The sequence below is a fragment of the Ilumatobacter sp. genome (assembly GCF_046290335.1).
Taxonomy (GTDB): domain Bacteria; phylum Actinomycetota; class Acidimicrobiia; order Acidimicrobiales; family Ilumatobacteraceae; genus Ilumatobacter_A.
This window is the reverse complement of sequence record NZ_JBKAGH010000003.1, coordinates 376,738-400,049: the sequence shown is the minus strand read 5'-3', so window position 1 is coordinate 400,049 and position 23,312 is coordinate 376,738. Positions and strand designations below refer to the sequence as shown.

Annotated in this window: 19 protein-coding genes and 1 tRNA gene; 6 read left to right on the top strand and 14 right to left on the bottom strand. The window is 67.9% G+C overall.

Translation table 11 applies throughout. The features are described from left to right. Window positions 1–3: 3 nt before the first annotated feature. Together mobF and ACE37B_RS14435 are read right to left on the bottom strand one after the other, a co-directional pair. Window positions 4–3,657, bottom strand: a complete 3,654-nt coding sequence (gene mobF, locus ACE37B_RS14440) for a MobF family relaxase (protein WP_409924021.1) — start codon at window positions 3,655–3,657, stop codon at window positions 4–6. Between the two features lie 166 nt (window positions 3,658–3,823). Beyond that, window positions 3,824–4,315 carry a hypothetical protein gene (locus tag ACE37B_RS14435; protein WP_409924020.1) on the bottom strand — a complete coding sequence of 164 codons (492 nt, stop codon included), beginning with the start codon at window positions 4,313–4,315 and terminating at the stop codon, window positions 3,824–3,826. A 292-nt stretch (window positions 4,316–4,607) separates the two neighbouring features. Here ACE37B_RS14435 and ACE37B_RS14430 point away from each other — a divergent pair, with 292 nt between their 5' ends. After that, window positions 4,608–5,822, top strand: a complete 1,215-nt coding sequence (locus ACE37B_RS14430; protein WP_409924019.1) for a hypothetical protein — start codon at window positions 4,608–4,610, stop codon at window positions 5,820–5,822. 104 nt (window positions 5,823–5,926) lie between these two features. On the opposite strand, the gene ACE37B_RS14425 is transcribed toward ACE37B_RS14430, so the two are convergent. The 6 genes from ACE37B_RS14425 to ACE37B_RS14400 form a co-directional block, all read right to left on the bottom strand. After that, window positions 5,927–6,211, bottom strand: a complete 285-nt coding sequence (locus tag ACE37B_RS14425) for a hypothetical protein (RefSeq protein WP_409924018.1) — start codon at window positions 6,209–6,211, stop codon at window positions 5,927–5,929. Beyond that, a complete protein-coding gene (locus ACE37B_RS14420; RefSeq protein WP_409924017.1) occupies window positions 6,208–7,131 on the bottom strand; it encodes an ArdC family protein in 924 nt (307 codons plus the stop codon). The genes ACE37B_RS14425 and ACE37B_RS14420 overlap by 4 nt, the downstream gene beginning before the upstream one ends. 269 nt (window positions 7,132–7,400) lie before the next feature. Then, entirely contained in the window at window positions 7,401–7,844 is a 444-nt protein-coding gene (locus ACE37B_RS14415; RefSeq protein ID WP_409924016.1) for a WhiB family transcriptional regulator, read from the bottom strand. Further along, the gene (locus ACE37B_RS14410) at window positions 7,841–8,284 is read right to left on the bottom strand and encodes a hypothetical protein (protein WP_409924015.1); all 444 of its coding nucleotides are present in this window, start codon (window positions 8,282–8,284) and stop codon (window positions 7,841–7,843) included. The genes ACE37B_RS14415 and ACE37B_RS14410 overlap by 4 nt, the downstream gene beginning before the upstream one ends. Before the next feature lie 387 nt (window positions 8,285–8,671). Then, window positions 8,672–10,042 carry a ParB/RepB/Spo0J family partition protein gene (locus ACE37B_RS14405; RefSeq protein ID WP_409924014.1) on the bottom strand — a complete coding sequence of 457 codons (1,371 nt, stop codon included), beginning with the start codon at window positions 10,040–10,042 and terminating at the stop codon, window positions 8,672–8,674. Beyond that, window positions 10,039–10,347: a hypothetical protein gene (locus ACE37B_RS14400; RefSeq protein WP_409924013.1), complete on the bottom strand. Its 309-nt coding sequence runs from the start codon at window positions 10,345–10,347 to the stop codon at window positions 10,039–10,041. The genes ACE37B_RS14405 and ACE37B_RS14400 overlap by 4 nt, the downstream gene beginning before the upstream one ends. 295 nt (window positions 10,348–10,642) lie before the next feature. Here ACE37B_RS14400 and ACE37B_RS14395 point away from each other — a divergent pair, with 295 nt between their 5' ends. Genes ACE37B_RS14395 through ACE37B_RS14385 form a run of 3 tightly spaced genes read left to right on the top strand, consistent with a single transcriptional unit; the run spans window position 10,643 to window position 13,087 of the window. Further along, entirely contained in the window at window positions 10,643–10,984 is a 342-nt protein-coding gene (locus ACE37B_RS14395; RefSeq protein ID WP_409924012.1) for a helix-turn-helix transcriptional regulator, read from the top strand. Beyond that, window positions 10,981–12,228, top strand: coding sequence for a tyrosine-type recombinase/integrase (locus ACE37B_RS14390; RefSeq protein WP_409924011.1), 1,248 nt, complete (start codon window positions 10,981–10,983; stop codon window positions 12,226–12,228). The genes ACE37B_RS14395 and ACE37B_RS14390 overlap by 4 nt, the downstream gene beginning before the upstream one ends. Beyond that, complete coding sequence (locus tag ACE37B_RS14385; protein ID WP_409924010.1) at window positions 12,218–13,087, top strand: hypothetical protein; 870 nt, start codon at window positions 12,218–12,220, stop codon at window positions 13,085–13,087. Before ACE37B_RS14390 ends, ACE37B_RS14385 begins: the two co-directional genes overlap by 11 nt. Here the strand turns inward: ACE37B_RS14385 and ACE37B_RS14380 are convergent. The 3 genes from ACE37B_RS14380 to ACE37B_RS14370 form a co-directional block, all read right to left on the bottom strand. Then, window positions 12,969–13,571 carry a DUF488 family protein gene (locus ACE37B_RS14380; protein ID WP_409924009.1) on the bottom strand — a complete coding sequence of 201 codons (603 nt, stop codon included), beginning with the start codon at window positions 13,569–13,571 and terminating at the stop codon, window positions 12,969–12,971. The genes ACE37B_RS14385 and ACE37B_RS14380 overlap by 119 nt on opposite strands. Before the next feature lie 64 nt (window positions 13,572–13,635). Next, window positions 13,636–14,358: a hypothetical protein gene (locus ACE37B_RS14375; RefSeq protein WP_409924008.1), complete on the bottom strand. Its 723-nt coding sequence runs from the start codon at window positions 14,356–14,358 to the stop codon at window positions 13,636–13,638. Window positions 14,359–14,838: 480 nt separating this feature from the next. Continuing rightward, window positions 14,839–14,915 (bottom strand) — tRNA-Met (locus tag ACE37B_RS14370). 243 nt (window positions 14,916–15,158) lie between these two features. On the opposite strand from ACE37B_RS14370, the gene ACE37B_RS14365 reads away from it, so the two are divergent. Beyond that, window positions 15,159–16,451, top strand: a complete 1,293-nt coding sequence (locus tag ACE37B_RS14365; protein WP_409924007.1) for an HNH endonuclease signature motif containing protein — start codon at window positions 15,159–15,161, stop codon at window positions 16,449–16,451. 91 nt (window positions 16,452–16,542) lie between these two features. Here the strand turns inward: ACE37B_RS14365 and ACE37B_RS14360 are convergent, their stop codons facing one another. The 3 genes from ACE37B_RS14360 to ACE37B_RS14350 form a co-directional block, all read right to left on the bottom strand. Beyond that, a complete protein-coding gene (locus ACE37B_RS14360) occupies window positions 16,543–16,740 on the bottom strand; it encodes a hypothetical protein (protein ID WP_409924006.1) in 198 nt (65 codons plus the stop codon). A gap of 123 nt (window positions 16,741–16,863) precedes the next feature. Next, the gene (gene bioB / locus ACE37B_RS14355; protein WP_409924005.1) at window positions 16,864–17,898 is read right to left on the bottom strand and encodes a biotin synthase BioB; all 1,035 of its coding nucleotides are present in this window, start codon (window positions 17,896–17,898) and stop codon (window positions 16,864–16,866) included. A gap of 234 nt (window positions 17,899–18,132) precedes the next feature. Next, the gene (locus tag ACE37B_RS14350) at window positions 18,133–19,224 is read right to left on the bottom strand and encodes an ABC transporter substrate-binding protein (protein WP_409924004.1); all 1,092 of its coding nucleotides are present in this window, start codon (window positions 19,222–19,224) and stop codon (window positions 18,133–18,135) included. 411 nt (window positions 19,225–19,635) lie between these two features. Here ACE37B_RS14350 and ACE37B_RS14345 point away from each other — a divergent pair, with 411 nt between their 5' ends. After that, a complete protein-coding gene (locus ACE37B_RS14345) occupies window positions 19,636–23,094 on the top strand; it encodes an RICIN domain-containing protein (protein WP_409924003.1) in 3,459 nt (1,152 codons plus the stop codon). Window positions 23,095–23,312: the final 218 nt, after the last annotated feature.

Here is a 23,312-nt window from a genome sequence, read left to right as displayed (position 1 = left end):
GGCTCAGATCATCAGCTCATCGACCGCCGCTTGGGGGTCCGACCCGACGGTCGCGGCGCGAAGCGCTCCGGTGACGTCGCCCACTTCCACGACGTGCGGCCAGTGCTCGAGGATCCAGTGTTGGCGGTCGCGATGTGCCGACGTGAGACCAGCCAGGAGATCCTCGAGTTCATCGAACGGCAGCGGTGCCATGGACTGCATCTTCTGGATGAGGCCTCGGACATCTGCCGGCGCAGTCGCGAGGATGGCGTCGAGTTCGACCTGGCGCTGCTGCAGCTCGTCGAGCGTTCGCGCTCGCAACGTTGGCGTGAGGGTCGGGTCGGCGAGGTCGTCGAGCCAGGCTTGTGCGGGAGCGACTGTGGCTGAGATCGCGGGCCACACCGTTTCGTCGCCCAGGTTCCGGGGGTCGATGATGCCGGCACGGAGACGGTGTGCAGCGACTTCTCGTACCGTGTCCTCCCAGACCTGCGTCGCCGCCGGGTTGTCGACGGGGCGTGTACCGAGCAGTGCAACCAGCCAGGCGGGCTCAGCAGCGCGGAGCGACGCAGCGGCGCGATCGACGGCGAGCGTTGCCGCCTCGGTGTACACGTGGGCATCGTTGGGTTCCACTCCTGCGGCAGCGAGGTGTGCGTCCCATCGGTCGAGGCGGTCGTGGATGTCTGCGGTGGTTCGCTCGGTGGTGTCCGCCGCGACGTCGGTGAGTTGGCGCGGCTTCGGGTGTGGCGGGTCGACGATGGTGATGTCATCCCAGTTGAACGTCCGAACCGCCGCCGTGCCTTTCGCTGAAACGAACTCAACCTGGGCGGTGCCGACGCTGTCGTCGACGGCCGTGACAGTGCCGATGTTGCGTCGATCCCACGCCTTCACCCGATGGCCAACGGCGACGTGGCGAGCGGTGTGAATCAGGCGGGCGAGGCGCTCGTTGGCGTGAGCAGGGTCGCTGCCGACGAGGTGGGTGGCTCGCGCCTCGACGACTCGTGCGTAGGCGGCCCACCTCTCCAGAGACGACAGGTCGAGCGTGGTGGCCTTGTGATGGATCTCGGGCGCGTGTGGGTCCCGGGTGATGGCGAGCGCCTTGCTGCGGGAGGCGCTGAGCCGGTCGTGAAGGAGGTCGTCGATCGTGTCGGGTTCTTCGTCGAGCAGGCGCAGGGGGCTGTCGTGTCGGCCGACGTCGGGGTCGAGACTGTCGAGTTCGGGCTGGGTGAGGACCAGCCAGTTCGACTGTCGTCCGCGTGACAGCACGAGGTAGCCGGCTTCGCGGTAGAGCCCGTCGAGGCCGACTGCGATGGCGAGGTCCCAGGTGCCGCCCTGGGCTCGGTGGGCGGTGGTGGCGTACGCGTAGTCGATGCCGCCTGCCGCGACGTAGTCGGTTTCGATGCGGACGAGGGTGTCGTCGTGGTCGAGGCGGACGACGAGTCCGCTGTCATCGATCGCCAGCAGCGTTCCGGTCTGACCGTTGAGGACTGCGGTGTCGTCGCCGTTGATGGTGCGGGCTCGGTAGTCGTTGACCCGCATGACGAGTCGCTCCCCGACGGCGAGCCCGTCCACGTCAGTGTTGAGGATGCCAGCGTTGATCAGCCGTTCGCGCACGGCATGGTTGAGCGCGGCCACGACATCGTTGGTTCCGGCGAGGAGTACGGGCACGGACCCGGCTTGGTGGGCGTCGAGCCAGCGGTCGACGGAGGTGGCGATCATGTCGGCGCGGTCGTCGGCGACGACGATCCGGTCATGCTCCCGGTACGCGCTGACGGCCGCCGCCACATGGCCGTCGCGGAGCTCCGCGAGGGCGTCGCGCTCCCATTCATTGAGTTGGCGACGGTTGACGGTCAGTTCTGCGATGGTGACGTAGGAGTCGGTCGCGAGTGCTGCGAAGCCTCCGCCGGCGGTGATCTCGGGAAGCTGGTGGTGGTCGCCGACGAGCACCACGCGTCCGCCTGCGGCGGTCACTGGTCGGATGACCCCTTCGAGCTCGCGGATGCCCGCCATGGCAGCCTCGTCGACGACGAGCACGGTGCGCTCACTCGGAAGGCCGAGCCCGCGGTCCCATGCACCGAGTTGGCGGTGAATGGTTGCCGATGGGATGTGGGCGTCGGTCGCAAGTTCGTGTGCGGCTCGAGCGGACGGGGCGACGCCGACGACATCGTGGCCAGCGGCCTCGAAGACTCGGCGGACGGCGTCGAGCGTGAAGGTCTTGCCCGTGCCCGCCGGGCCGACGAGCACGGTGACTGCGTCGGGCGAGGTCGTGATCGTTCGGACCGCGAGGTCTTGGTCCGCGCCCAGGGTCGGGCCGTGGCCGATCAGGTGGCCGACCATCGCTTCGTCGATCGGGGTGCGGCTGTTGCGGTTGCCGTGGACGGCCGCAAGGAACCGTTGCTCGATGTCGAGCATGCCGGTCGTCGTCCATCGAGGCATGCGGTCATCTGAGATCGGGACGATCTGTGGAGAGGCGAGAACGAGGGCAACGATCCGATCGACGGTGGCGACCGATGCCCCTTCACCGATTCGGGCGGCGACTACTTCGACGAGCTGCGGCCGGGTGAAGGTCGTGTCGTGTTCGGTGAGCGCCCGGCCGAGATCCTCGATCCAGTCCTCGGCAGTGACCGTCTGGTCGACGGTCGCGCCGCTGCTCGGATCGACGGTCACGAGTCGCCAGACCTCGTCGTAGGTGACCGTGCGGCCAGCGGTCGCCGACAGCAGCGCCTCAGCCTGCGCTGGACCCCAACCAGCCTCGACCGCTGCAGCCTTCCACGCGGCGTCGAACCGTTCGCCCTCGACCTCGGGCTTCCCACGTCGTGTCGCTAGTACCGCTGCCTGCCGGCCCTCAGGGGTGTTCGGGGTTCCGGTGGCCTCCAGCCAGGCGTCGATCTCGGCAGCCCGCTTGGAGAAGACCTCGCACAGACGGTGCGAGACGCCAGCGACCTCGGGGACGTGACGGCCTGGACGCCATTGCAGCCCCAGGCGATCGGTCAGCTCGTCGCGCAGCGCCGTCTGGAACAGCTCGCCTGCGGCGCGGACCGCTCGGTAGAGCTCGGGATGCACGAACGCACCCCAGCGGGCGTCGGGTCCTTCCACGAGGTTCGCGAGCAGGGTGTGCCAGTGCAGAAGAGGGTCACCAGCGCGGCTGGTGCGATGCCGGAACACGGCGGCCACGACGCCACGTCCGGGGAGCACACGGACCTTCGCGGCCTCGGCCGCTGCCGGGTCGCGGGCCGCGAGATCGTTCAGGTACGCGGCGTCCCCGGACCCACGCCGCACTCGAATCGCCTCTCGTTCCAACCAGGCAACCGTCTGTCGGACGGCGGCTTCGCCGGCCTCGATGATCTGCCCCTGGACACGAGGATCGTCCGTCACCGCGTACAGCACTGACACCGACTTCGGCGCCTTGAACGTGAGGTCGAACCCTGGCACCCGACGCGGATGCGTGCGCAGCGTCTCGCCGTTCGGGGTCAGGCCACCCGTGCCTGGCGCGATGCCAGCGAGCACCGCTCGAAGGTCATCCGCCGACACCGGACCGTCGAGGCCGAGGCGTTCCGCGCCGACACCCATCCAGACGCCGTCGGCTTCGCCACGGCCGGTGTAGTAGTCGTCCAGACTCTGGGCGACACCGGCGAGGGTATAGGCCTCCTGCCCGACCCGCAGCTTGGCGATGCTCAACATGCACCGCAGCGTGCGCTCACACACTCCCGGGCACGCTCCCGAGGTCACTCCCAAACTCCCGAAATCCGTGCACACCGTCCCGGTGATTATCTGTGAGTCCGACCTTGGCTCACTCCCGATCGCCTGGGCGGGTTCGCAGGGGCGGAGGCGAGTACGGATCGCTCGTCTACGGGCGTCGGTGGTGACGGTGTCGTGGTTGTCGGCCGGTCCGGTCGCAGGGCATCGACTCCTCCGGCGGTTCGGTTGGTAGCGCGGGGAGGAACCGTTCGAGTGCGAGGAGGCGCTGCGCGTCGTGCCACGCGTCGGTCGGGGTCGGGTACGGGCCTTGGATCGTGGCCCAACGGTCGGGCTCGTAGGAGTCCATGATTCCGAACCATCGCACCGGTCGTGCCGGCGTGTCGGCACCGAACTCGATCACGTCGCCAGCGGCGAGCTCCATCGGGAGACGCCAGCCACGCCGCGATGGCTCGGGCTCCCAGAGCGCTCGAGCCCAACCTCCGGCCCGGTCGTCGGGCCAGATCGTTGCGACCCACAGGTGAGCATCGGAAGCGGCCGGCACCGGCAGGTCGATCACGATGGCGGCCGGCGCTCGCAGCCGATGTCGGCCTCGCCGGTTCCAGTCGTACGTCGTCGCTCGTGGGGGTTCGTCAGGTTCCATCGCAGCTTCCTTCCGGCATGACCGCCGAAGGTAGGAGGCGCCGTCTCCCGAGATGTCGGTGCCCAGCAGGATTGCCCACCATCGCCACATGCGACGACGGATCGACCGTCACACTTCGTGGCCGAGTTGGAAGCTGCGGTCGATGCGGCGGGTTGTGATGACCGGACCATGGCACGGTGGTGTGGGCTGTCCATCCTCGAAATGCTTGCCACCCGGGCGACGCGGCGCCCGATCCGCTCGGCGGCGTGGCGGTCGAAGGGTCCACGTCACAACCCCTCCGTACGATGGAGAGATGGCACGCGATGACGTGAGGTTTCACCGGGGTGACATGCGCAGCGTGTTGGTCAACCAGCTGAAGAAGGCGGAGGAAGACGTACTGGGCGTCCCGGCTGACTACGTGCTGGTGATGTCGGTCGAGGACCTCGTCGACGAACTCTTCGCTCGATGGGTCGTGAACCCGCTTGTGGTCCACTTCGACCAGCGCTCATCTTCAGGCACGAAGGACATCGACTTCTATGTCGCTGGATGGGAGGGCGACCGCATCAAGGTGGCAGGTTCGTGCATCAAGTTCCTCTATCCGTTCGAGGGCGACGCTGTTCTGTTCGACGTACGTCCAAGCACGGGCACCATGAACCCTCCGCGATTCGAGCTTCGCGACGGCTTCGTCCTGGTCGCCTACGAGGGGCGAGCACCGCTCGATCCGAATGCAGTGAAGTCATACGTCGACTCGATGGAGGAGACCATCCGCAAGTACGTGGGTTGGTCCCGGAACGACATCGACCCCTGGAACGAACGACTGCGTGTCGAGCTGCGCCGGTGGGTCGAAGAGCGTCGCACCAAGGTGATTGCAGATCGGGCACTTGATGCCTTCCTGGAGGTGCCGGTCGTCGATCGTGCGAACCCGTCGTCGTCGTTCACGGTGGACCCACCCCGCAAAGTCCGGCCAGTCGCCGTGCAGCCGATCGCGCCAACCCCTGCGTTCGCCCCTGAGCCGGCGATCTCGGACGACGGCTTCGCCGCAATTCTTCGTGAGATCGAGAGCGTTACAACGGCCGTGCAGCGTCTGCCGAAGACGTTCGCCAAGATGCCCGAGGAGTCGCTGCGCGACGTTCTGCTCGTGGTGCTCAACAACCACTTCGGCCCAGCGACGGGTGAGACGTTCAGCCGTCGCGGCAAGACCGACATCTTCATCCCCTACGACGGCGACGAGCGCGCTGTGTTCATCGCTGAATGCAAGGTGTGGAAGGGACAGAAGGCATTTGAGGACGCGATCGATCAGCTCCTCGGATACCTGATCTGGCGAGACTCTCGAGCCGCGCTGATCGTCTTCGTGCGAGCTGGCTCGCCGACAGATATCGGGACGAAGGCCATCGACGCGATCCGTCGGCATGAGTCGTTCAAGCGAATGGGCAGTTCCGCTGGGCGAGAGACCTTCACGCTCGCCAATCGCAATGACGATCGGAAGGAGATCCACCTTGCGCTCCTCGTCGTGCCCGTCATCGAGTGACGCTGTGACGAAGTGACGGCACCCGCCCGAAGGGCGGTCACGGCACACGCGCCGACCGGCGGCCGGCGGCCGGCCGCCGGTTTGGCGGCCGACCGGCGGTGAGGTCAGAGCGGCTGGTGGCAGCTCGTGCAGGTGTCGCCGGGGGTGAGCCAGTCGAGGAACACAGGTTTGGGGAATTCGCTGGTGTCGTAGGTGGTGTCGTCGTCTCGGTTGATGGCGAGGGCGTCGGCGCATTGCTCGAGAACGTCGTCGGTGGGCATGTCGCGGGCGGCGGGGGCGGCGATGCCGTCGGCGATCAGGGTTTCGATGAGGCAGGCCGGGCAGTAGATGTCGGCTTGGTAGGTGTAGGCGGTGATCTCGTCGCTGCGGCGGTAGGGCGGGCGGTTCATGCGGCGACCTCCTCGGCGGTTTCGGTGGTGGTGTGTCCGGTGTGGGTGTTGAGCCAGTCGACGGCGGCTTGGGCTCGGCTGGCGACGGTGACGAGGGCGCGTGCGTCGTTGCGGAGGATGCGGAGCCATCCGGCGAGGTAGGCGGCGTGGTCGGCTCGGGTGATGGTGGTGAGTCCGGTCTGTGCGCACCACATGGCGGCGCCGAGTTCGGCGACGAGTTCTTCGGCGGCGTAGGCGTCGTCGCCGAATCGGCCGGTGAGGTCGCGGTTGAGCCGGTCGGCGTGGCCGGTCCAGTGGATGGTTTCGTGGGAGCGGGTGGCGTAGTAGTGGGCAGCGGTGTCGAACTGGGCGAGGGTCGGGAGGTGGATCGAGTCGGTGGCGGGCCGGTAGTAGGCGCGGTTGCCGCCCTCGATGACGGTCGCGTTAACGGCGGTGAGGTATTGCTCGGCGGCGTCGATGCGGGCGGGGGTGTCGCGTTCGGTTCGTTGCTGGTTGCGGCGGGTGATGATCTCGTCGGCTCCGTCGCATTGCTCGGCGGCGAACACGGCATAGGCGCGGGCGATGAGGCGAGGCCGACCGGCGGGCGTGTCGTCGCTGTCGTCGGTCTTGCTGTCTGCGTCGGTGGTGTTGGTGGGCTTCCAGAGCACGACTTGGGTGGCGCGTTCGCCGCGTCGGACTTGGGCGCCGTGGCGTTGCCATGCTCGGTAGGTGCCGAAGGTGCCTGAGGTCCAGTCGTGGGCGGCGGTGACCATGGCGAGCCAGACGGCGTTCATGCCGCGGTAGGGGCGGTGGTCGATGCTGGTGGGTGTGCCTGCGTCGGCGAGGTGGTGCCATGGCATGCGCCAGGTTCCGGCGGCGCCGGTTTCGATGTCGTCGATGAGTTGTGTGGTGATGGTGGCGAACAGGTCGTTGGCGTGCATCGGGTGTGTCCTTCCGGTGTCGGGTGGGCGGCTTCGCCCTCCGGGCGTCTGGCCCGCCGCCGGAAGCGGCCGTGTCAACCCGAAGGGCTTGGCCCCGAGGAACGAGGGGCTTGACACGGCTGCGGGCGGCGGGCAGCACGGCACCGCCGGCCCACGAGGCCGGCGCCACGGCACACCCGCTGAACCAGGCCTTGACCGGTGCTCCCGCGGTGACGGCACACGCGGCGCCGGTTCCGCGCCGGTCGAGGTGCGGGACCGGGCCTGGCGGGTCAGCGGCGGACGGGGTAGAGACCGCGGCCGCGGTGTTCCACGACGCCGAGGCGCACGGCGCGTTGCAGCGCGGTGTAGGCGGTGGCGTTGGGGAGCCAGATGTGGGCGAGCAGTTGGTCGAGCGCGGCTTGGTCGGGGTCGGCGTCGTAGAACAGGTCGTAGAGCTCGTCGTCGCTGATCTTGGGTGCCGGGCCGGGTGCCGGCGTGGTGTCTGGTGACGGTGCGGGCCGTTCGTCCGCGGCGAGTCCGCCCCACACGCCGAACGGCTCGGCGGTGTCGAGGGCGTGGGCCCGGCAGGCGTTGCGCACCGGGCAGACGTCGCACACGGTCTTGGCGGCGGCGACCGATGCGGGGTGCGGGTCGTAGAACAGGGCGGGGTCGGTGCCGCGGCATGCGGCGTGTGTCCGCCACTTCGGCACGGCGGGTGCGGTGGTGGTGCTCATCGCTGGGCGAGGTGTTCGGGGTAGGCGGCGGCGAGGTAGGGCGGAAGTTGTGCGATCTGGCGTTGGGTGAGCGGGGCGAGCCAGAGTCGGACGGCGATGCGGTCCCCGGTGCGGTGGATGATCCCGAACCGGTCGAGCCGGTCGAGGCTGCGCCACACGCGGGCGGCGGAGTTGCCGATGCCGAAGGTGAGCGCGATGTCCTCGATCGTCCACAGGCTGGGTCCGTCGGTGGCGTGGCGGGCGAAGCGGTGCGCCATCGCCATGCCGATGGTTCCGATCGAGGGCGTGTACCAGACGAGCGCGTCGTCGGTGTCGGTGCGCACGGCACCTGCGGCGGCTTCGACGATCGGGTCGTGCCAGGCGTCGACGGTGAACGTGACGTGCTCGGCGGTGCTCGTGATCGTGGGGGTCGGGTCGATGGTGGGTGCGTTGGTGGACATGAGGGCCTCCGTGGTGTGCGAGTGACACGGCGCCCCGGGGTCGGTTGGGCTTCCCCGACCGTCCCGACCCCGCAGGCGTCGTGCCGTGCCCGACCGGGTGGCCGGGCTTCGCCCTCCGGGCACTGGGCCACCGGCGACGGCGGCGTCAACTGTCAGGCTTGGCCCCGAGGAACGAGGGGCTTGACGCCGATGGCGTGGTGGCCCAACACGGCACCCGGCCCGCAGGGCCGGCAACGGCACCCACCCGAGCGGTGGTCACGGCACCCGCCGGTGGTTCGCTCAGCACATCGACGTCCCGGAGTTGCTCCCGAGATCACTCCCGACCGGGCAACAACCTGGTCCGGTCTGCCCGCCGATCGGGTGGCGGGCCGACCGGACCCCGTGGTGTCAGTCGCGATCGGGTCGGTCCGTGAGCGTGGCGGCGGTCCACTCGTCGGGTGTCCAGCCGGTGGCGATCAACGCGTCGAGGTAGTCACGGCACTGGCTGGCGGACGCCGACCAGTACATGCGGTTCTCGGCCAGCCCGAGCGCGACCGCCCCGGCGACCCGTGTCAGCGCAGCGACGGTGTCGGCGCCGTCGAGCAGGTCGGTCGCGGTTGCGTCGCGGGGCTGGTCGTGGCCGAGGATCGTCGCTGCGAACACGACGGCGTCGCGTCCGGCTTCGAGCACCACCGACCGAAGAGCGAGCCGTGTCAGGTCTGCCTGGGCGAAACCGCCGCGAGTCTTCGCGAACGTCTCGGTCGCGTGGCCGAGGCGGGCCAGGCGGGCCTTGCGCTTCGCGTGGGAGTCGTCGTGGTTGGTGGGGCGGCTCGGCGTGCGGTCCGACGCGAGGTCGCTCTCGCTCTTCGCCGCTGCGATGCGCTGCGGGTCATGGCGGCGCGGGTCGACGCACACGTCGAACGCCTCGACCCCCTCGCCCCACGACGTCGCCTTCACGACCACGGCGTGGCACGGCTCGCTGGCGTGGACACGGCAGCCGTCGGGATCGAACAGTTCTCCGAGACGGCGGGCCTTGTCCGGTGCCGGGTGCTCGTCGCTGTGCACGACCGGGTGCGTGGCGATGGCACGGTCGAGGGCCTCGCGGTAGTTGTCGCGACGGCGTTGCGTCTCACGATAGGCGGCGACGACACGGGTGGGGTCCTGCCAAGTGCGTCCGGTGAGTTGCCCGCAGACAGCGTCGAGATGCTCGGGGCCGAGATCGGCGAGCGATGCTGCGGCCTCCCCGGCCGCGATCGACAACTCACCCGAGTCGAGGGCATCACGCCACCGGGCGGGCAGGATCGTGACCGCCATCCGAGCACGCACCCACGACTGCGACCGGCCGATCCGTCGGCACAACTTCGACGGGGTCAGGCCGCCCTCGAGCGACATCAACCGTTCGATCGCTGCGACCTCTTCCGAGAGCGTGAGGTCGGTGCGGTTCGAGTTCTCCGACAGACCGGCCTCGATCACCTCCACCCGTGTCATCGGCCGCACCACCGCCGGCACCTCGGTCACCCCGGCCTGCAGACCAGCGGCGTGGCGGCGACGACCGGCAACGATCAAGTAGACGCCATGGTCGTCGGCGGGTAGCACGACGAGCGGTTCGATGATCCCGTGCGCCCGGATCGACCGGGCCAGTTCGGTCAGATCACCGACGGTGTGCCGCGGGTTGTCCGGATGCGGCGCCATGTCGGCCAGGTTCAGCCAACACAACTCCGGTTCGAGCTCGACCGGGTCGCCGTCGGCGACGGTCTCGGTGGGGTCGGTGATGGTCATGGGGTTCCTCCTTGCTGAGACGCCGCGATCGTCTGGATCCACGGACGCGACGGGGTGTCGGTAGCGACCCGGTTCGGGTCGATGTGGGCGCAGGTGTCATCCGAGGCGCAGACCCACACCTCGCCCTGCTCGATCAGCACCCGACGGGCAGCCGTCATCGCCACACCGAGCGATCCGGTGTGCACGTGCTCGACCCCGCAGCGGTCCACGACCACATACGTCGGGACCCCCTCGGTGGGGGCGTGGAACAGCACAGGCTGCCCACCCGGAGCGACGCACGACTCGACCACTTCGACCGTTGCCACGACTGCCTCCCTTCGGTGCGCTGAGCGGACCCCGACCGAGCGGCGGGCGGGGCTTCGCCCTCCGGGCGCAGGGTCGCCGGCGTGCGCCGTGTCAACCCGAAGGGCTTGGCCCCGAGGAACGAGGGGCTTGACACGGCGAACGCCAGCGACCCCCACGGCACCCCGCCATCCGGCGGGCAACGGCACCCGCCCGAAGGGCGGCAACAGCACAGGCCGTCAACCAGGTGTCACGCCGAGCGGGGCTCGAGGGTGCGATCACTCACATGGAGCCGCACGACGACAACCGGAGCACGCCGTGATCCCCGACCCCGCCACACGCGCCTGCATCACCGCCGACGAAGCCTTCGCCGAGCTCGGCATCGACCGCACCACCGGATACCGCGCCATCAAAGACGGCACCTTCCCCGTCCCCGTCATCCGCGTCGGCCGGCTCATCCGCGTCCCCACCGCCGCACTCCGCCGACTGCTCGACGCTGACGATGACCTCGAGAACCCGACGGTCACCGACCAGTACGATGACGACCCCACCACCGAGCCGCCGGCAACGCCGGCACTCCGACTGGTGCCTCGGCCCGAGATGGCCCACCAACGCACACAGGCCGCACCGCGGCCCGAACGCAACGGGGGCCACCCATGAGCCAACGAGGATCGATCCACCGTCGAGGCGATGTCTGGATCGCGTATTGGCGCACCGAGACGGCCGAGGGCCGCAAGCAGCACACCAAGTCGTTCCGTACGAAGAAGGAAGCCCAGCAGTTCCTCACCGACACGATGGCCGCGATCCGCGGCGGCGTGTTCTCCGAGCCGTCGAAGGTGACGCTCGGAGAGTTCCTTCTCGAGCGGTGGCTGCCCACGAAGAAGATGGCTGTGCGGGTGAGCACGTACGCGAGCTACCGAGGGCTCGTCGAGCGTCACGTGGTGCCGGCGCTCGGACACGTGCAGATCCAGCAGCTCTCGGCCGATCGCCTCGATCGCTTCTACGCAGACCTCGTCTCGCAAGGCCTCGCCACCAAGACGGTCCGCAACATCCACGTGCTGATCCATCGCGCTCTCACAGACGCCACGCGCAAGAACCTGGTACCGCGCAACGTCGCCGACGCCGCCGACCCACCCAAGCTCAATCGCGCCGACCGGGAGGAGATGAAGACGTGGACGCCGGAGCAGCTCCGGCAGTTCTTCGCCGGCATCGCCAACCACCGTCTGGCGGCGGCCTACATCCTCGCTGCCACCACGGGCATGCGGCGCGGAGAGGTTCTCGGCGTCAGGTGGCGCGACATCGACTTCAACGCGCGGCGTCTGCACGTGCAACAGACCGTGCTGACCGTGGAGTACCAGATCGTCATCGGCCGCCCGAAGACCCTCCGCGGCGAGCGCAAGATCGCACTCGATGACCAGACGATCCAAGTGCTGCGGAGCCATCGAGCAGCGCAACGGCAAGAGAAGGCTTTGCTCGGCGACGGCTACCACGACCAAAGCTTGGTGTTCGCCCGCGAGGACGGTGCCCCGGTGCATCCCGACTACTTCTCGCAGACCTTCGACCGCACGGTGAAGCGGCTCGGACTCCCCAAGATCCGGCTGCATGATCTACGACACACCCACGCCACGCTCGGCCTCGCTGCCGGCGTCCACGTCAAGGTGATCTCGGACAGGCTCGGCCACGCGACGACAAGCTTCACCCAGGACGTGTACATGCACGCGATCCCTGCGGTCGAGGAGGATGCCGCAGATCAGATCGCGCAGATCGTGTTCAACGGAACCAGCGTCCCCGAACGATCGGACGAGGCCACGACCGGTGAGGGCCATGTCTCGCAGCCCGGCAGCGACGCTGAACGCGCCGACCCTTCGCCCGACGAATCGTACGATGAGTCCGATGGTCGCTGAGCGAGCGACGGTACTCATCACCGTCAAGGCATCTCCTGAGATCGGACGCACACACGGCGAGACGGTGTGCGTCGCCGGCATCCGCCTCGACGGCGACGACTATCGCTGGATCCGACTGTTCCCGGTGCAGTGGCAGTGGTTCTGGCAGGGCGAGCATCCCAAGTACCAGGTGATCGAGCTCGAGATCGACAAGCACGACAAGGACCAACGACCGGAGTCGTACCGGCCACGACTCGATACGACGGCCGTGCTCGACCAGCTCCCCGCAGGCAAGCGGCGCGCCGAAGTGCTCAACCGGTTGCCCCAGTACAGGATGTGCGACCTCGTCGCGGCGAAGGGTTGGGCGCGCCCGTCCCTGGGGTTGGTCGTCCCGCGCGAGATCACCGGCTTCACCCGCGAGGACCACACCGGCGACACCGCCCACGCAGCGAAGATGAACCGGGCCGCACAGGGCAGTCTTCTGGCTCAGGGCGCCCCGAAGCTCGAGTTCTCGCCGTTCACGTTCAAGCTTGCCTACCGCTGCCAATCGGCCTCGTGCCGCGGTCACGAACAGAGCATTGTCGACTGGGAGATCTCCGAGGCGTGGCGGAACTGGCGTCGCAGCTACCCGACCGACTACCTCGATCGGATCGAAGAGAAGTGGCTCAGCCTGGTCGACCCAGCGCGTCTGCCGGCGCTGTACGTGGGCAACCAGCACCAGGCACCGCAGGGCTTCCTTGTGCTCGGCATCGCCCGCGACGTCACGCCGGTCGAACCGACGCCAGTGGGTCCCGGTCCAGGAGATACCGCGCCACGATCGAGCGATGGCACGAGCACGGATCCGCCTCGAAGCACAGAAGGCCGACTGTTCGATCTCTGAGCATCGCGTCGACCCGGTCGAGCGCCGCTGACCCGTTGCGGTCAAGGTGGGCTTCGAAGGCGGCGACGCTGTCCGGGCGTTGCTCTCGGAAACCGTCACGGTTGTCTCGGGGGTTGCCGAGCGTCGGCTCATGCACGTAGGTGATGCCCCGCGCCTGCAGCTTCTCCGCCAGCGCACGCTTCGACAAGCCGCGCTTGCGGCTGATCGCGTTCTCCCGAACATCCACCAGCACCGCGACCCCTGCATCGACCAAAGCGTCGACGAGCTCATCAACGCTGCGGCCCTCGTAGCCGACGGACACGATCGTCGAAGGTCGCGTCAACTTGTGCGCGGTCCCGAGGGACACATCCGCCGCTTCGGCGAGGTCGGTGAGCGTCTCGCGCTTCGAGCGCAGCGCTCGGATCAGCCGATTGCGCTCGATCTCCGCCTCGTTCAGTCGCCGTGCCGCTTCCCGAAGGGGATCAAGGGTGGGTCGTGCTGCCATACACCGTCCACACTTTCAGAAATTGAAAGCCAACGCGAATCGGCGCGAGAAGTTGGTGTGCGAGCTACTCATCGAGCACCCAAGTCTGCCAGGCGACGCCCAACCGGGGTCGATCAACGATGGCCTCGTCATCGGTCGGTTGCTCCACCACGCCCATCCGCCGAATCGCCTGATCGATCCAGGTCGCCCGCACGGTCGGTTCGATCGCCTGCAGCGCGTCGGCCGACATCACATGCAGCACTCCGCTACCGACCATGGTCTGTGATCGCCACCCCTTCTGGCGCAGGTGCTTGCGGATCGCCTTGCGGAGATCCTCGAGGAACTCGCCTGGCACACCGGTCACCCACGCAGACCCGAAGGCCTCGACCTTCTCGCCGATCACCGAGACGAGCACGCCGATCCCGGGCAGCGACCCAGACCGCGGGAACCAGGTGTCGACCACCCGAAGGCATGACCGACACGTCGGCGTCAGCTCGACCTCCTGCCAGCGCCGGAACGTACCCGCCTCGCCGGCGGCCATCTCGTCCCACGCTCGACCGCACAACGTTGTCGGCTTCCACGCCGTGTCCAGGAGACGGTCCAGCAAGGCATCGAGACGGTCGTCGTCACCGCCTCGTTCCAACGCTTCCGCCAATGAGTCCGGCAGCGCCCGGCGAGTATCGAGGGCAGCGCGGGCGGCCGAGTCACTCGTCGCTTCGCACAGGTGCGTCTCGAACCCACCACCGACCTCGACGAGCAACAACCGGTGACCAAGCACCACCAATGTGTTCAAGACCTCATCGGTCATCGCTGGCTCCTCCACAACCATCGTCGCACCTCCAACAGCGACCGAACGCGACAGCGACCACAACTCCCCAGCCCGGCCGTTGGAGGTGCTAGCGGCTTCGATTCGCCTCGTCGGCGATCTCGTCACGAGACACTGGGCCCCTACTCGCCGGCGGGCTCCGGCCCGACAACGTCGCCGAGGCAATCCACCGAGCACGCCAGTGGGGGCGTCGACGTCGCACCGTTGTCGGGGCATCAGGTGGACGCAAGGACTCCGACGCCCTCGTCTACTCGTGACCAACGAACGTCGAGCCGGTTGCCTTGACGTCACTCGATCTCGACGATTCCCCACACGAACACACGAGCGCCGACGACGGCCTACAGACGCCCACGGGAACCCACGCCGACGGCCGTTCGCGGCTCGTGTTGTAGGGATGTTGTACAGGAGCCTGAAAAAGCCGCAGGCCCGGTCCTAGGGACCGGGCCTGACCTGGCATTTCCTTGGTGGCGGGGGCAGGATTTGAACCTGCGACCTTCGGGTTATGAGCCCGACGAGCTACCGAACTGCTCCACCCCGCGGCGAATGTTTCGGACCCTGAACACTACAGCGATCCCACCCCGGAGACAACCGGCCCGCAGTTTGGTCATCCCATTCGGGTTCGTCTTTCTCGAACATATGTTTGCCTCAGGTCGATTGAGCTGCTACCCTGGGAGTTACCGACTCCCCCTCGTTGTCTCCAACTCTTCGAGGGAAACATGATGCACTGCGAAGAACCAGCGGGCACCGTCCGACAACGGGGCCCCGATTCGATCGATCTGTCCATGCTCGACGACGATCTCGATGCGCTCGACCGAGACGAGGTCGTCGCTGCGCTCCGAGCGGCGCGTCTCGTGCGTTCGAGGCTCGACGCCTTCGAGCTGCGAGCTCACCGGCGTCTCCGAACGCTCGCTTCGGCTGGACGGTCCGAGCCAGCCGAGGCGGCCATCGCGGCCGCCTCCGACGGCGACGGTCGACACGGCCGTTCCGTGTCCGAACGAGACGAGCTGTGTCTCGATGCTCCTGAGGTCGAAGCTGCCCTCGACAACGGCGAGCTGTCGGGAGCGCACCTCGATGCCTTCAACGCAGCATGTCGTGACCTTCCGCCAGAGGTACGCACCGAGTTCCTCGAGCACGCTGCGGGCCTCACCGAGCGCGCCGCCAAGCTCTCGATCGACGCATTTCGGCGGGAATGCCGCCGGTTGGCCAAACACCTGCTGAGCGTGTCGAGCGGAGGCAGCGACGTCGACGAATTCGAGCGCCAGCGGGCCGCGTCGAAGGTGACACGCTGGACTGATCGAGCGACGGGGATGTGCTCCACGCTCATCGAGGTCGACCCGCTGCGCGACGCCGAGATGTCCAGCGCCGTGCGCGCCGAGATCGCTCGACTGCGCCAAACCGACGGCAATCGCGATCTCACGTGGAAGCAACTCGAGCTGCAGGCCTGGGTCAACTGCGTCAGCGGCGCCCGCACCGACACGGCGTGCTCGACGTCGACATCAACCTCGACGTCGACATCAACCTCGGCATCGACGCCGACATCGCGCGAGACCGGCCGGTCATCGGGTCGGCGCAGCGTCGATCGGACACCACAAGTCATCGCGGTCGTCGACGTCGAGATGCTTCGGGTCGGCGCTCACCGCAACGAACTCGAACTGCGATGCGAAACCAGCGAGGCGGTCGACCTTGCCGCCGCGACGCTACGGCGACTCTGCTGCGAGGCAGAGATCATCCCCGTCGTGATGAACGGCCCATCGCAGGTGCTCGACGAAGGTCGAGGCGAGCGGACGGCCACGGTCGAACAGCGCCACGCACTACGAGCCATGCACACATCGTGTGCGTTCCCCGGCTGCACCGTCGGCTTCGAGTCGTGCCGGATGCACCACGTCGACTGGTGGACACGCGACGTCGGCCCGACCGACCTGGCGAACCTGTTGCCGCTGTGCGAACTGGATCATCATCGAGTCCACGAAGGCAAATGGTCTGTCACGCTCGACGCCAACCGGCACGCAACATGGAGGCGCCCCGACGGGGTCGTTCACCACGTCGGCCCGACCGCCAATCGACACGATGAGTAGCCCAACACGGCGGCGGCTCAGAGTGATGGCGAAGCGTTCCACTCGTCGGCGTCACCATCCACCGAGCGCCAGCGCGACGAACTGCACACGCTCACAGACCGGAACTCGCCGCGACCGCGCCCCGGCAACCGCTCAACCGCATGCCGACGACCTCGACGCAGGCCACAACCATCGGGCCGCACGTTGCGGAATCGGGCGCGTCAGCACCCGCTGCCACGACCACGGCTGCGACTGCGACCACGGCTGCGGCTGCGGCGGCGGCTGCGACCTTGGCTGCGACAGTGACCACCGCCCTGGCACCATCCGGACCGCAAGAGGGCGCCCGATCGGAGCGCGGATCCAGCGTTCGACGGCGGGCCAGATCGTGATCGCCCAGCCGAGCGGAACCTCGACGAGCGAGCGGCGCTCGCGGTCAACTCGAGCCGGTGAGGGCTCCTCGAACCTCGACGGACGTCCCACCGGAATGCGCCAAGTCGCCAGCCGCGGTGTCGAGCCGATCGAACAACTCGCGGTCACGGTCCTCACCCGGATTGTCGGTCGTCAACAGCTTGTCACCGAGGAACACCGAACTCGCACCAGCATGCAGACACAGCGCTTGCAGCTCATCGCTCATACCGTTTCGACCGGCCGACAACCGCACGACCGAGGCCGGCATCATGATCCGAGCCGCGGCGATGGTACGCACCAACTCCAAGCCATCCAGATCGTCGACCTCGGCCAGCGGCGTGCCGGGCACCTTCACCAACAAGTTGATCGGAACGCTCTCCGGATGCGGATCGAGCTGCGCCAACTGCACGAGCAGACCAGCACGATCACGACGACTCTCGCCCATGCCCACGATGCCACCCGTGCACAACTTGATGGGCGTGGTGCGGACGTTCGCCAAGGTCTCGAGACGATCGTCGTAGGTTCGAGTGGTGATCACCTCCCCGTAGAACTCGGGCGACGTGTCGAGATTGTGGTTGTAGAAGTCGAGGCCCGCGGTGGCGAGCGTGTCGGCCTGCGCGGCGGTCAGCATCCCGAGCGTCACACACGTCTCCATCCCCAAGTCGGCGACGGCCTGCACGGCCTCGGCGACACGGCCGACCTGACGATCGTTGGGCGAACGCCATGCCGCACCCATACAGAACCGAGTCGCCCCGTTCGCCTGCGCCGCCCGCGCCGACTCGATGATCGATGCGGTGTCCATCAGCGGCTCCGGGCCGAGGTCGGTGTTCCACGTCGCCGCCTGCGGACAGTACGCACAGTCCTCCGGACACGCACCCGTCTTGATCGACAGCAAGATCGCTGCCTCGACGACATGCGGATCGAACCGAGCGCGATGCACGGCGTGCGCATCGGCGAGCAGGTCGTGGAACGGGCGGGCGATCAACGCTTCGGCCTCCTCGACGCTCCAGTCGTGGCGCAGATCGATCGAGATGTCAGCTGGGGAATGGTCGTCATCCACGAGATCAGTGTCCAACACGACCGCCCCGACCTCCAAGCGCGGTCGTGATCAGTGCACCAGCACCGGCGCACCGACCGGCACCCGTACCGTGGCCCGTGCCGCTGCCGGCTACTCGCCCCATCGGCAGCGTCGCTGCGAACGATCGAGGTTCGACAGGCCACGGCGCGGGAGCGGCCCGCTCGGTCGGCGGCGAGCCGTCATCGACACACCTGTCGGTAGGCGGTTCCCACCAGGTCAGTTGGCGGCGATGATGCCACCGGCAACGGTGCGCAACATGTCGACGAGCCGCGGGCCCCACCGCTGGCGAATGTCGTCGCCGACCGACACCACAGCACCGGACTGGACGGCGGCGATGTCGCTCCATCCGGGGCGAGCAGCAACCACATCGAGGGTGACGCCACAACACTCGGCGTCGCCGAGCACGATCACGTCCGGGTCGGCCGCGACCACCGCATCAGGGGCCACCTGCACGAACGGATCGCCGTCGGTGACGATGTTCACCAGCCCGAGTTCTTCGAGCAGGTTCGACACGAAGGTGTCGTCGTTCACCGAGAACAACGACGGGTCCAATTCGAAGAAGAACGTCCCCCGCGTGCCATCGGCGTCGGCTGGCGGCAACGACGCGATGATCTCGTCGATGTCAGCACGCATCGCCGCGACGACATCCTCGGCGAGGTCGGGGCGACCGACGATCTCGGCCAGATCGGCGAACTGCTGGAACACGCCAGCGAGATCGGCGGGCATCGGCCCGGAATACGTCGCCACGCCCTGCGCCGACAACCGGGACGCGATATCCGTGGGGTCGTCGCCAAGGACCACGACGTCGGGATCGAGCGCGAGGATCGGATCGATCTGCGCGAGATCATCGGCGATGTCGTCGCGTTGCAATGCGACCGCCTCGGCCGGAAAATCGGACTCGACGTCGACGGCGACGATGCTCTCCCCGAGACCCATCGAGAACAGCATCTCGGTGTGGGTCGCCGACAGACTCACGATCCGCGAGATCTCCTCCGCTGGCGGCGGTGGCACCGGGGCCAGCGTCGTCGAGGTCACCGACTCGTCAGGGCGAGCGTCCTCGCCCGTTCCGGCAGGCTCGAGCGTCGTGGTCGGGATCTGCCCGTCATCGGTCGCGATGATCGTCTCGTCGTCGATCCCGACGCCGGCCTCACCCTCGGGGAGCGTCTCGCTCGACGTACCCTCCAACTCGTTGAACAACACCGTCGTCGGACCGCCGGACGAATCACTCGTCGTCACTTCGGTCGTCGGAGCCGATTCGTCGTCGCCGTCGCTACACGCCACGAGTCCAGCCGCCGCCAGAGTCAACACCAGAGTCAGCGTGGGCAGTGTTCGTGATCGCACATCGCAGACGGTACCGACTCCGCAGCTTCCGGGCCGGTCAAGTTCGCGTCAAGGACGCGCATCGCCCCTCGACGCTGTCTCAAGCGATCGTTACGATCCAGGATCGTGACGTTCCAGCGTTGGCGGCATCGACTGCGCGGAGCGGTCGACCGTCCGGCACGTCCGTACGAGCACGACACCAGCGACACGAACCCCCCGAACACACGCACTACCCGAACACCAGGCACCACCCGAACAGCACGAACAGCACGAACAGCACGAACACCAGGCAACGACGTCGAGCCCACCGGCACGACCAGACGAGCCAGCACCACCCAGCACGACAACAACACCCCCGGCGACATCGCCGTCGGGACCCACCATTGAGGGCGGACTCAGATGGTCATCACCCACACGGCGTCACCTCGTGGCGTCTTCTCCAGCGCTGCCCGACTCGTGGCAGCCCTCGCCCTCGCGGCATCGCTCGCGTTCGTGACAACCGGCGCCCAGCCGGCCCAGGCCGCCGGGGAAGTGCTCCTGCGCGTCCAGCACTCGAACAAGTGCGTCGACACCTCCGGGCTCCAGGCCGGCGCCACCGTCGTCCAGCAGACGTGCGACGGCCGCGACTCGCAGGTCTTCCAGTTCGTCCCGTCGGGCAGCGGCAACATGATCCGCCAGATCGAGTCGAACCGGTGCATCCGCGCCACCGACGGCGGCAACGGATCCGCCGCGCCGCTCGTCCTCGCGAACTGTGACGGCTCGAGCGACCGCGTCTTGACGAGCGGCGCCAACGACACCCTCGTCTTCTCGCACTCCGGCAACTGCATCGACGTCAACGGCGCGGCGGTCGCCGACGGCGCGCTCTTCATCCAGTGGCCCTGCCACGCCAACCCCAATCAGCGCTTCACCGTCACCCCGATCGCCGGTCCCGATCCCGAGCCCGACCCCGGCCCCGCTGGCGACCCGATCCCCGACGACGGTCTCCCCGCCCAGGCGATCTCTGCCAGCCCGCTCGTGTCGGAGCGCACCGAACCGTTGCAGGCCGGTGTCGTCGGCGTCAACAAGGCGAACGACACGTTCCCGCAGATCGACATCATGGTCGCCGGATTCACCGAAATCGGCGACACCATCTATGTCGGCGGCAAGTTCACCGGCGTACAGCCGAACGGCAACGCCGGCGGCACCGTCAACCAGTCGTACCTGGCAGCGTTCGATCGCAACACCGGCGCATGGATCGACACGTTCCGACCGGTGCTCGACGGCAACGTGTGGGACCTCGACGTCGCGCCTGACGGCGACCTGCTGATCGGAGGCCAGTTCTCCAACGTCAACGGCGCCGGACGCACCGCTGCCTTCGCCAAGCTCGATCCGATCACCGGCGCCGTCGACACCGACTTCACCGTCGGGATCCGCCTCACCGGTTCGACGCGACGCGCACTCGTGAAAGCACTCGACGTCGAGAACGGATCGATCTACCTCGCCGGCAACTTCACTCGCATCTCCGGCAGCGACGGCCAGGAGCGCAACGCCGCGAACCTCGCTCGCGTCGACGCCGACACCGGCCGCGGCGACGGCACCTTCCTGCCCAACATCGACGGCATCGTGTTCGACGTCGACGCCGCCGGCGACCGCGTCTACGCCGCTGGCAACTTCTACTACGTCAACGGAACGTGGTCGGTGGGCCTCGGCATCGTCCAGGCCTCCAACGCGCAACTCGTCCCCGGCCTCCAGCCCTTCGTGCGTACCTCGGTCAACCGCGTCGACCGCTCCTACCAACAGGGGGTCCTGGAAGTCGGCAACGACGTCTGGCTCGCCGGCAGTGAGCACCTCTATCAGGCCTACCGGCGCAGCGACTTCGGCTTGATCCGCTCGTGGGTGAGCAACCCGTACGGCGACGCCCAGGTCATCGACGACCTCGACGGCGTGGTGTACATGGGTTCGCACGCCAACGGCGACACGTTCCTCTACCGAGACGCCGTCCGCTGGCCAGGGCTCGACGGATGGACGTCGCGCCAACCGGCGCGCTGGCTCGTCGCGTTCGATCCGGCGACCCACGAGCAGATGGACTGGTATCCCCAGATCGGCACCCAGTTCGGCGAAGGCGGCTGGGCCCTCTTCGGTGACTCCACCGGCTGCATGTGGGCAGGCGGCGACTTCAACCGCGGCAGTTTCGACGGCAACGTCGCACGCTACGTGGGAGGGTTCGCCAAGTTCTGCGCCACCGACACCGTCCCACCCGAACCGCCTACCGATCCGAACGCGACCCTGTCGGGCAACGGCGTCAACCTGACCTGGACCGGCTCGGAAGACGACCGCGATGGCCGCGTGCGCTACGAGATCCTGAAGAACGATCGCGTGCTCGCGTCGTTCATCAACATCACGTCGTTCCGCGACGCCGACGGAACCGCCACCGACCGATACTTCGTGCGAGCTCGCGACGATGCCGGCAACTACTCCGCGACGACACGCGTGTTCACCGCAGCCGGCAACGACACGTCCCGTCCGTCGACCCCGCAGGATCTCACGGCGGTCGTCGAGGACGACGGCGACGTGACCCTCACCTGGACGGCAGCGACCGACAACATCGGCGTCGTGGGCTACTACGTCTTCGACACCGGCGAGCGCATCGGCGACATCACCGAGACCACACTCACGATCAGCGCTCCCGAACCCGGCCCACACTGGTACCAGGTCCGCGCGTACGACGCTGCCGGCAACGAAGGGTTCAACACCCCATCGGTGCAGATCATCATCGACGGGCCCGAACCCGACGACACGACACGCCCGACGTTCCCGACCGACCTGACGGCCACCATCGACGACGACGGCGACGTGGTACTCACGTGGACGGCGTCGACCGACAACGTCGGTGTCACGGGCTACTACGTCACTGACGCCGGCGTGCAGATAGCCGACGTGGTCGACACGACCCACACCGTGATCGACCCCACGCCGGGACGTCACTGGTACCAGGTCCGCGCGTACGACGCGGCCGGCAACGAGAGCGTGCGGACCCCGTCCGCCGAACTCGAGATCGCCGGCCCCGACACGACGCGCCCGACCACCCCTGCCGACCTTGCCGGCCTGCTCGAGGCGAACGGCGACGTCACCCTCACCTGGACCCCGTCCACCGACAACATCGGCGTGGTCGACTACCTCGTGTACCGCAACGGTGCGGTCATCGACACCGTCACCGACCCAACCGCCGTGATCCCGACACCTCCCGAAGGCACGAACTGGTATCAGGTGCAGGCTCGCGATGCCGCCGGCAACGAGAGCTTCAAGACCTCGCCGCTGGCCTTCGAGGTCGCCGGCCCCGACACCGCTCGACCGACCACCCCTGCCGACCTCGCCGCGACCATCGAGGCGAACGGAGACGTCACCCTCACCTGGACCCCGTCCACCGACAACATCGGCGTCACCGGCTACATCGTGTATCGCAACAACGTCGAGATCGCCACGGTCACCGAACCAACTGCGGTCATCGCAACCCCGGCCGCCGGCGATCACTGGTATCAGGTCCGAGCGGTCGACGCCGCCGGCAACGAGAGCTTCAAGACGCCGTCGCTGCGGGTCACGATCGATGGTCCTGACGTCACGCGCCCGTCGACACCGCAGGATCTCGCTGCGGTCATCGAGGCGAATGGCGACGTCACGCTCAGCTGGGATCCGTCGAGCGACGACGTCGGGGTGACCGGCTACATCGTCACGCGCAACAACGTCGAGATCGCCACGGTCACGGAATCAGCTGCGGTCATCGCAACCCCGGCCGCCGGGAGCCACTGGTATCAGGTCCGCGCCGTCGACGCCGCCGGCAACGAGAGCTTCAAGACCCCACCCCTGCGCGTCGATATCTGACCGGGATCACCGACCGGGATCACCGACCAGGACATCGCACCAGCACGACTCACGAGGGAACCGACCCGCGCGCCCTGGGCAGATGGCGACGACCGATGCAGGCCGCCGACGGCGTCGAGGAAACTCTCGGATGCGCCCGAGACTCCCGGGGACATCACCGGCCGTCCGAGCGTCGCCGAACTGTCGACTCTCCTCCTCGCGCGAACTCAACCACCCAG

Excerpts from the sequence above, each read along its gene's own strand:
- mobF (WP_409924021.1), bottom strand. The coding sequence starts at position 3,657 with ATGTTGAGCATCGCCAAGCTGCGGGTCGGGCAGGAGGCCTATACCCTC.
- ACE37B_RS14435 (WP_409924020.1), bottom strand. The coding sequence starts at position 4,315 with ATGGAACCTGACGAACCCCCACGAGCGACGACGTACGACTGGAACCGG.
- ACE37B_RS14430 (WP_409924019.1), top strand. The coding sequence starts at position 4,608 with ATGGCACGCGATGACGTGAGGTTTCACCGGGGTGACATGCGCAGCGTG.
- ACE37B_RS14425 (WP_409924018.1), bottom strand. The coding sequence starts at position 6,211 with ATGAACCGCCCGCCCTACCGCCGCAGCGACGAGATCACCGCCTACACC.
- ACE37B_RS14420 (WP_409924017.1), bottom strand. The coding sequence starts at position 7,131 with ATGCACGCCAACGACCTGTTCGCCACCATCACCACACAACTCATCGAC.
- ACE37B_RS14415 (WP_409924016.1), bottom strand. The coding sequence starts at position 7,844 with ATGAGCACCACCACCGCACCCGCCGTGCCGAAGTGGCGGACACACGCC.
- ACE37B_RS14410 (WP_409924015.1), bottom strand. The coding sequence starts at position 8,284 with ATGTCCACCAACGCACCCACCATCGACCCGACCCCCACGATCACGAGC.
- ACE37B_RS14405 (WP_409924014.1), bottom strand. The coding sequence starts at position 10,042 with ATGACCATCACCGACCCCACCGAGACCGTCGCCGACGGCGACCCGGTC.
- ACE37B_RS14390 (WP_409924011.1), top strand. The coding sequence starts at position 10,981 with ATGAGCCAACGAGGATCGATCCACCGTCGAGGCGATGTCTGGATCGCG.
- ACE37B_RS14385 (WP_409924010.1), top strand. The coding sequence starts at position 12,218 with ATGGTCGCTGAGCGAGCGACGGTACTCATCACCGTCAAGGCATCTCCT.
- ACE37B_RS14380 (WP_409924009.1), bottom strand. The coding sequence starts at position 13,571 with ATGGCAGCACGACCCACCCTTGATCCCCTTCGGGAAGCGGCACGGCGA.
- ACE37B_RS14375 (WP_409924008.1), bottom strand. The coding sequence starts at position 14,358 with ATGACCGATGAGGTCTTGAACACATTGGTGGTGCTTGGTCACCGGTTG.
- ACE37B_RS14365 (WP_409924007.1), top strand. The coding sequence starts at position 15,159 with ATGCTCGACGACGATCTCGATGCGCTCGACCGAGACGAGGTCGTCGCT.
- ACE37B_RS14345 (WP_409924003.1), top strand. The coding sequence starts at position 19,636 with ATGGTCATCACCCACACGGCGTCACCTCGTGGCGTCTTCTCCAGCGCT.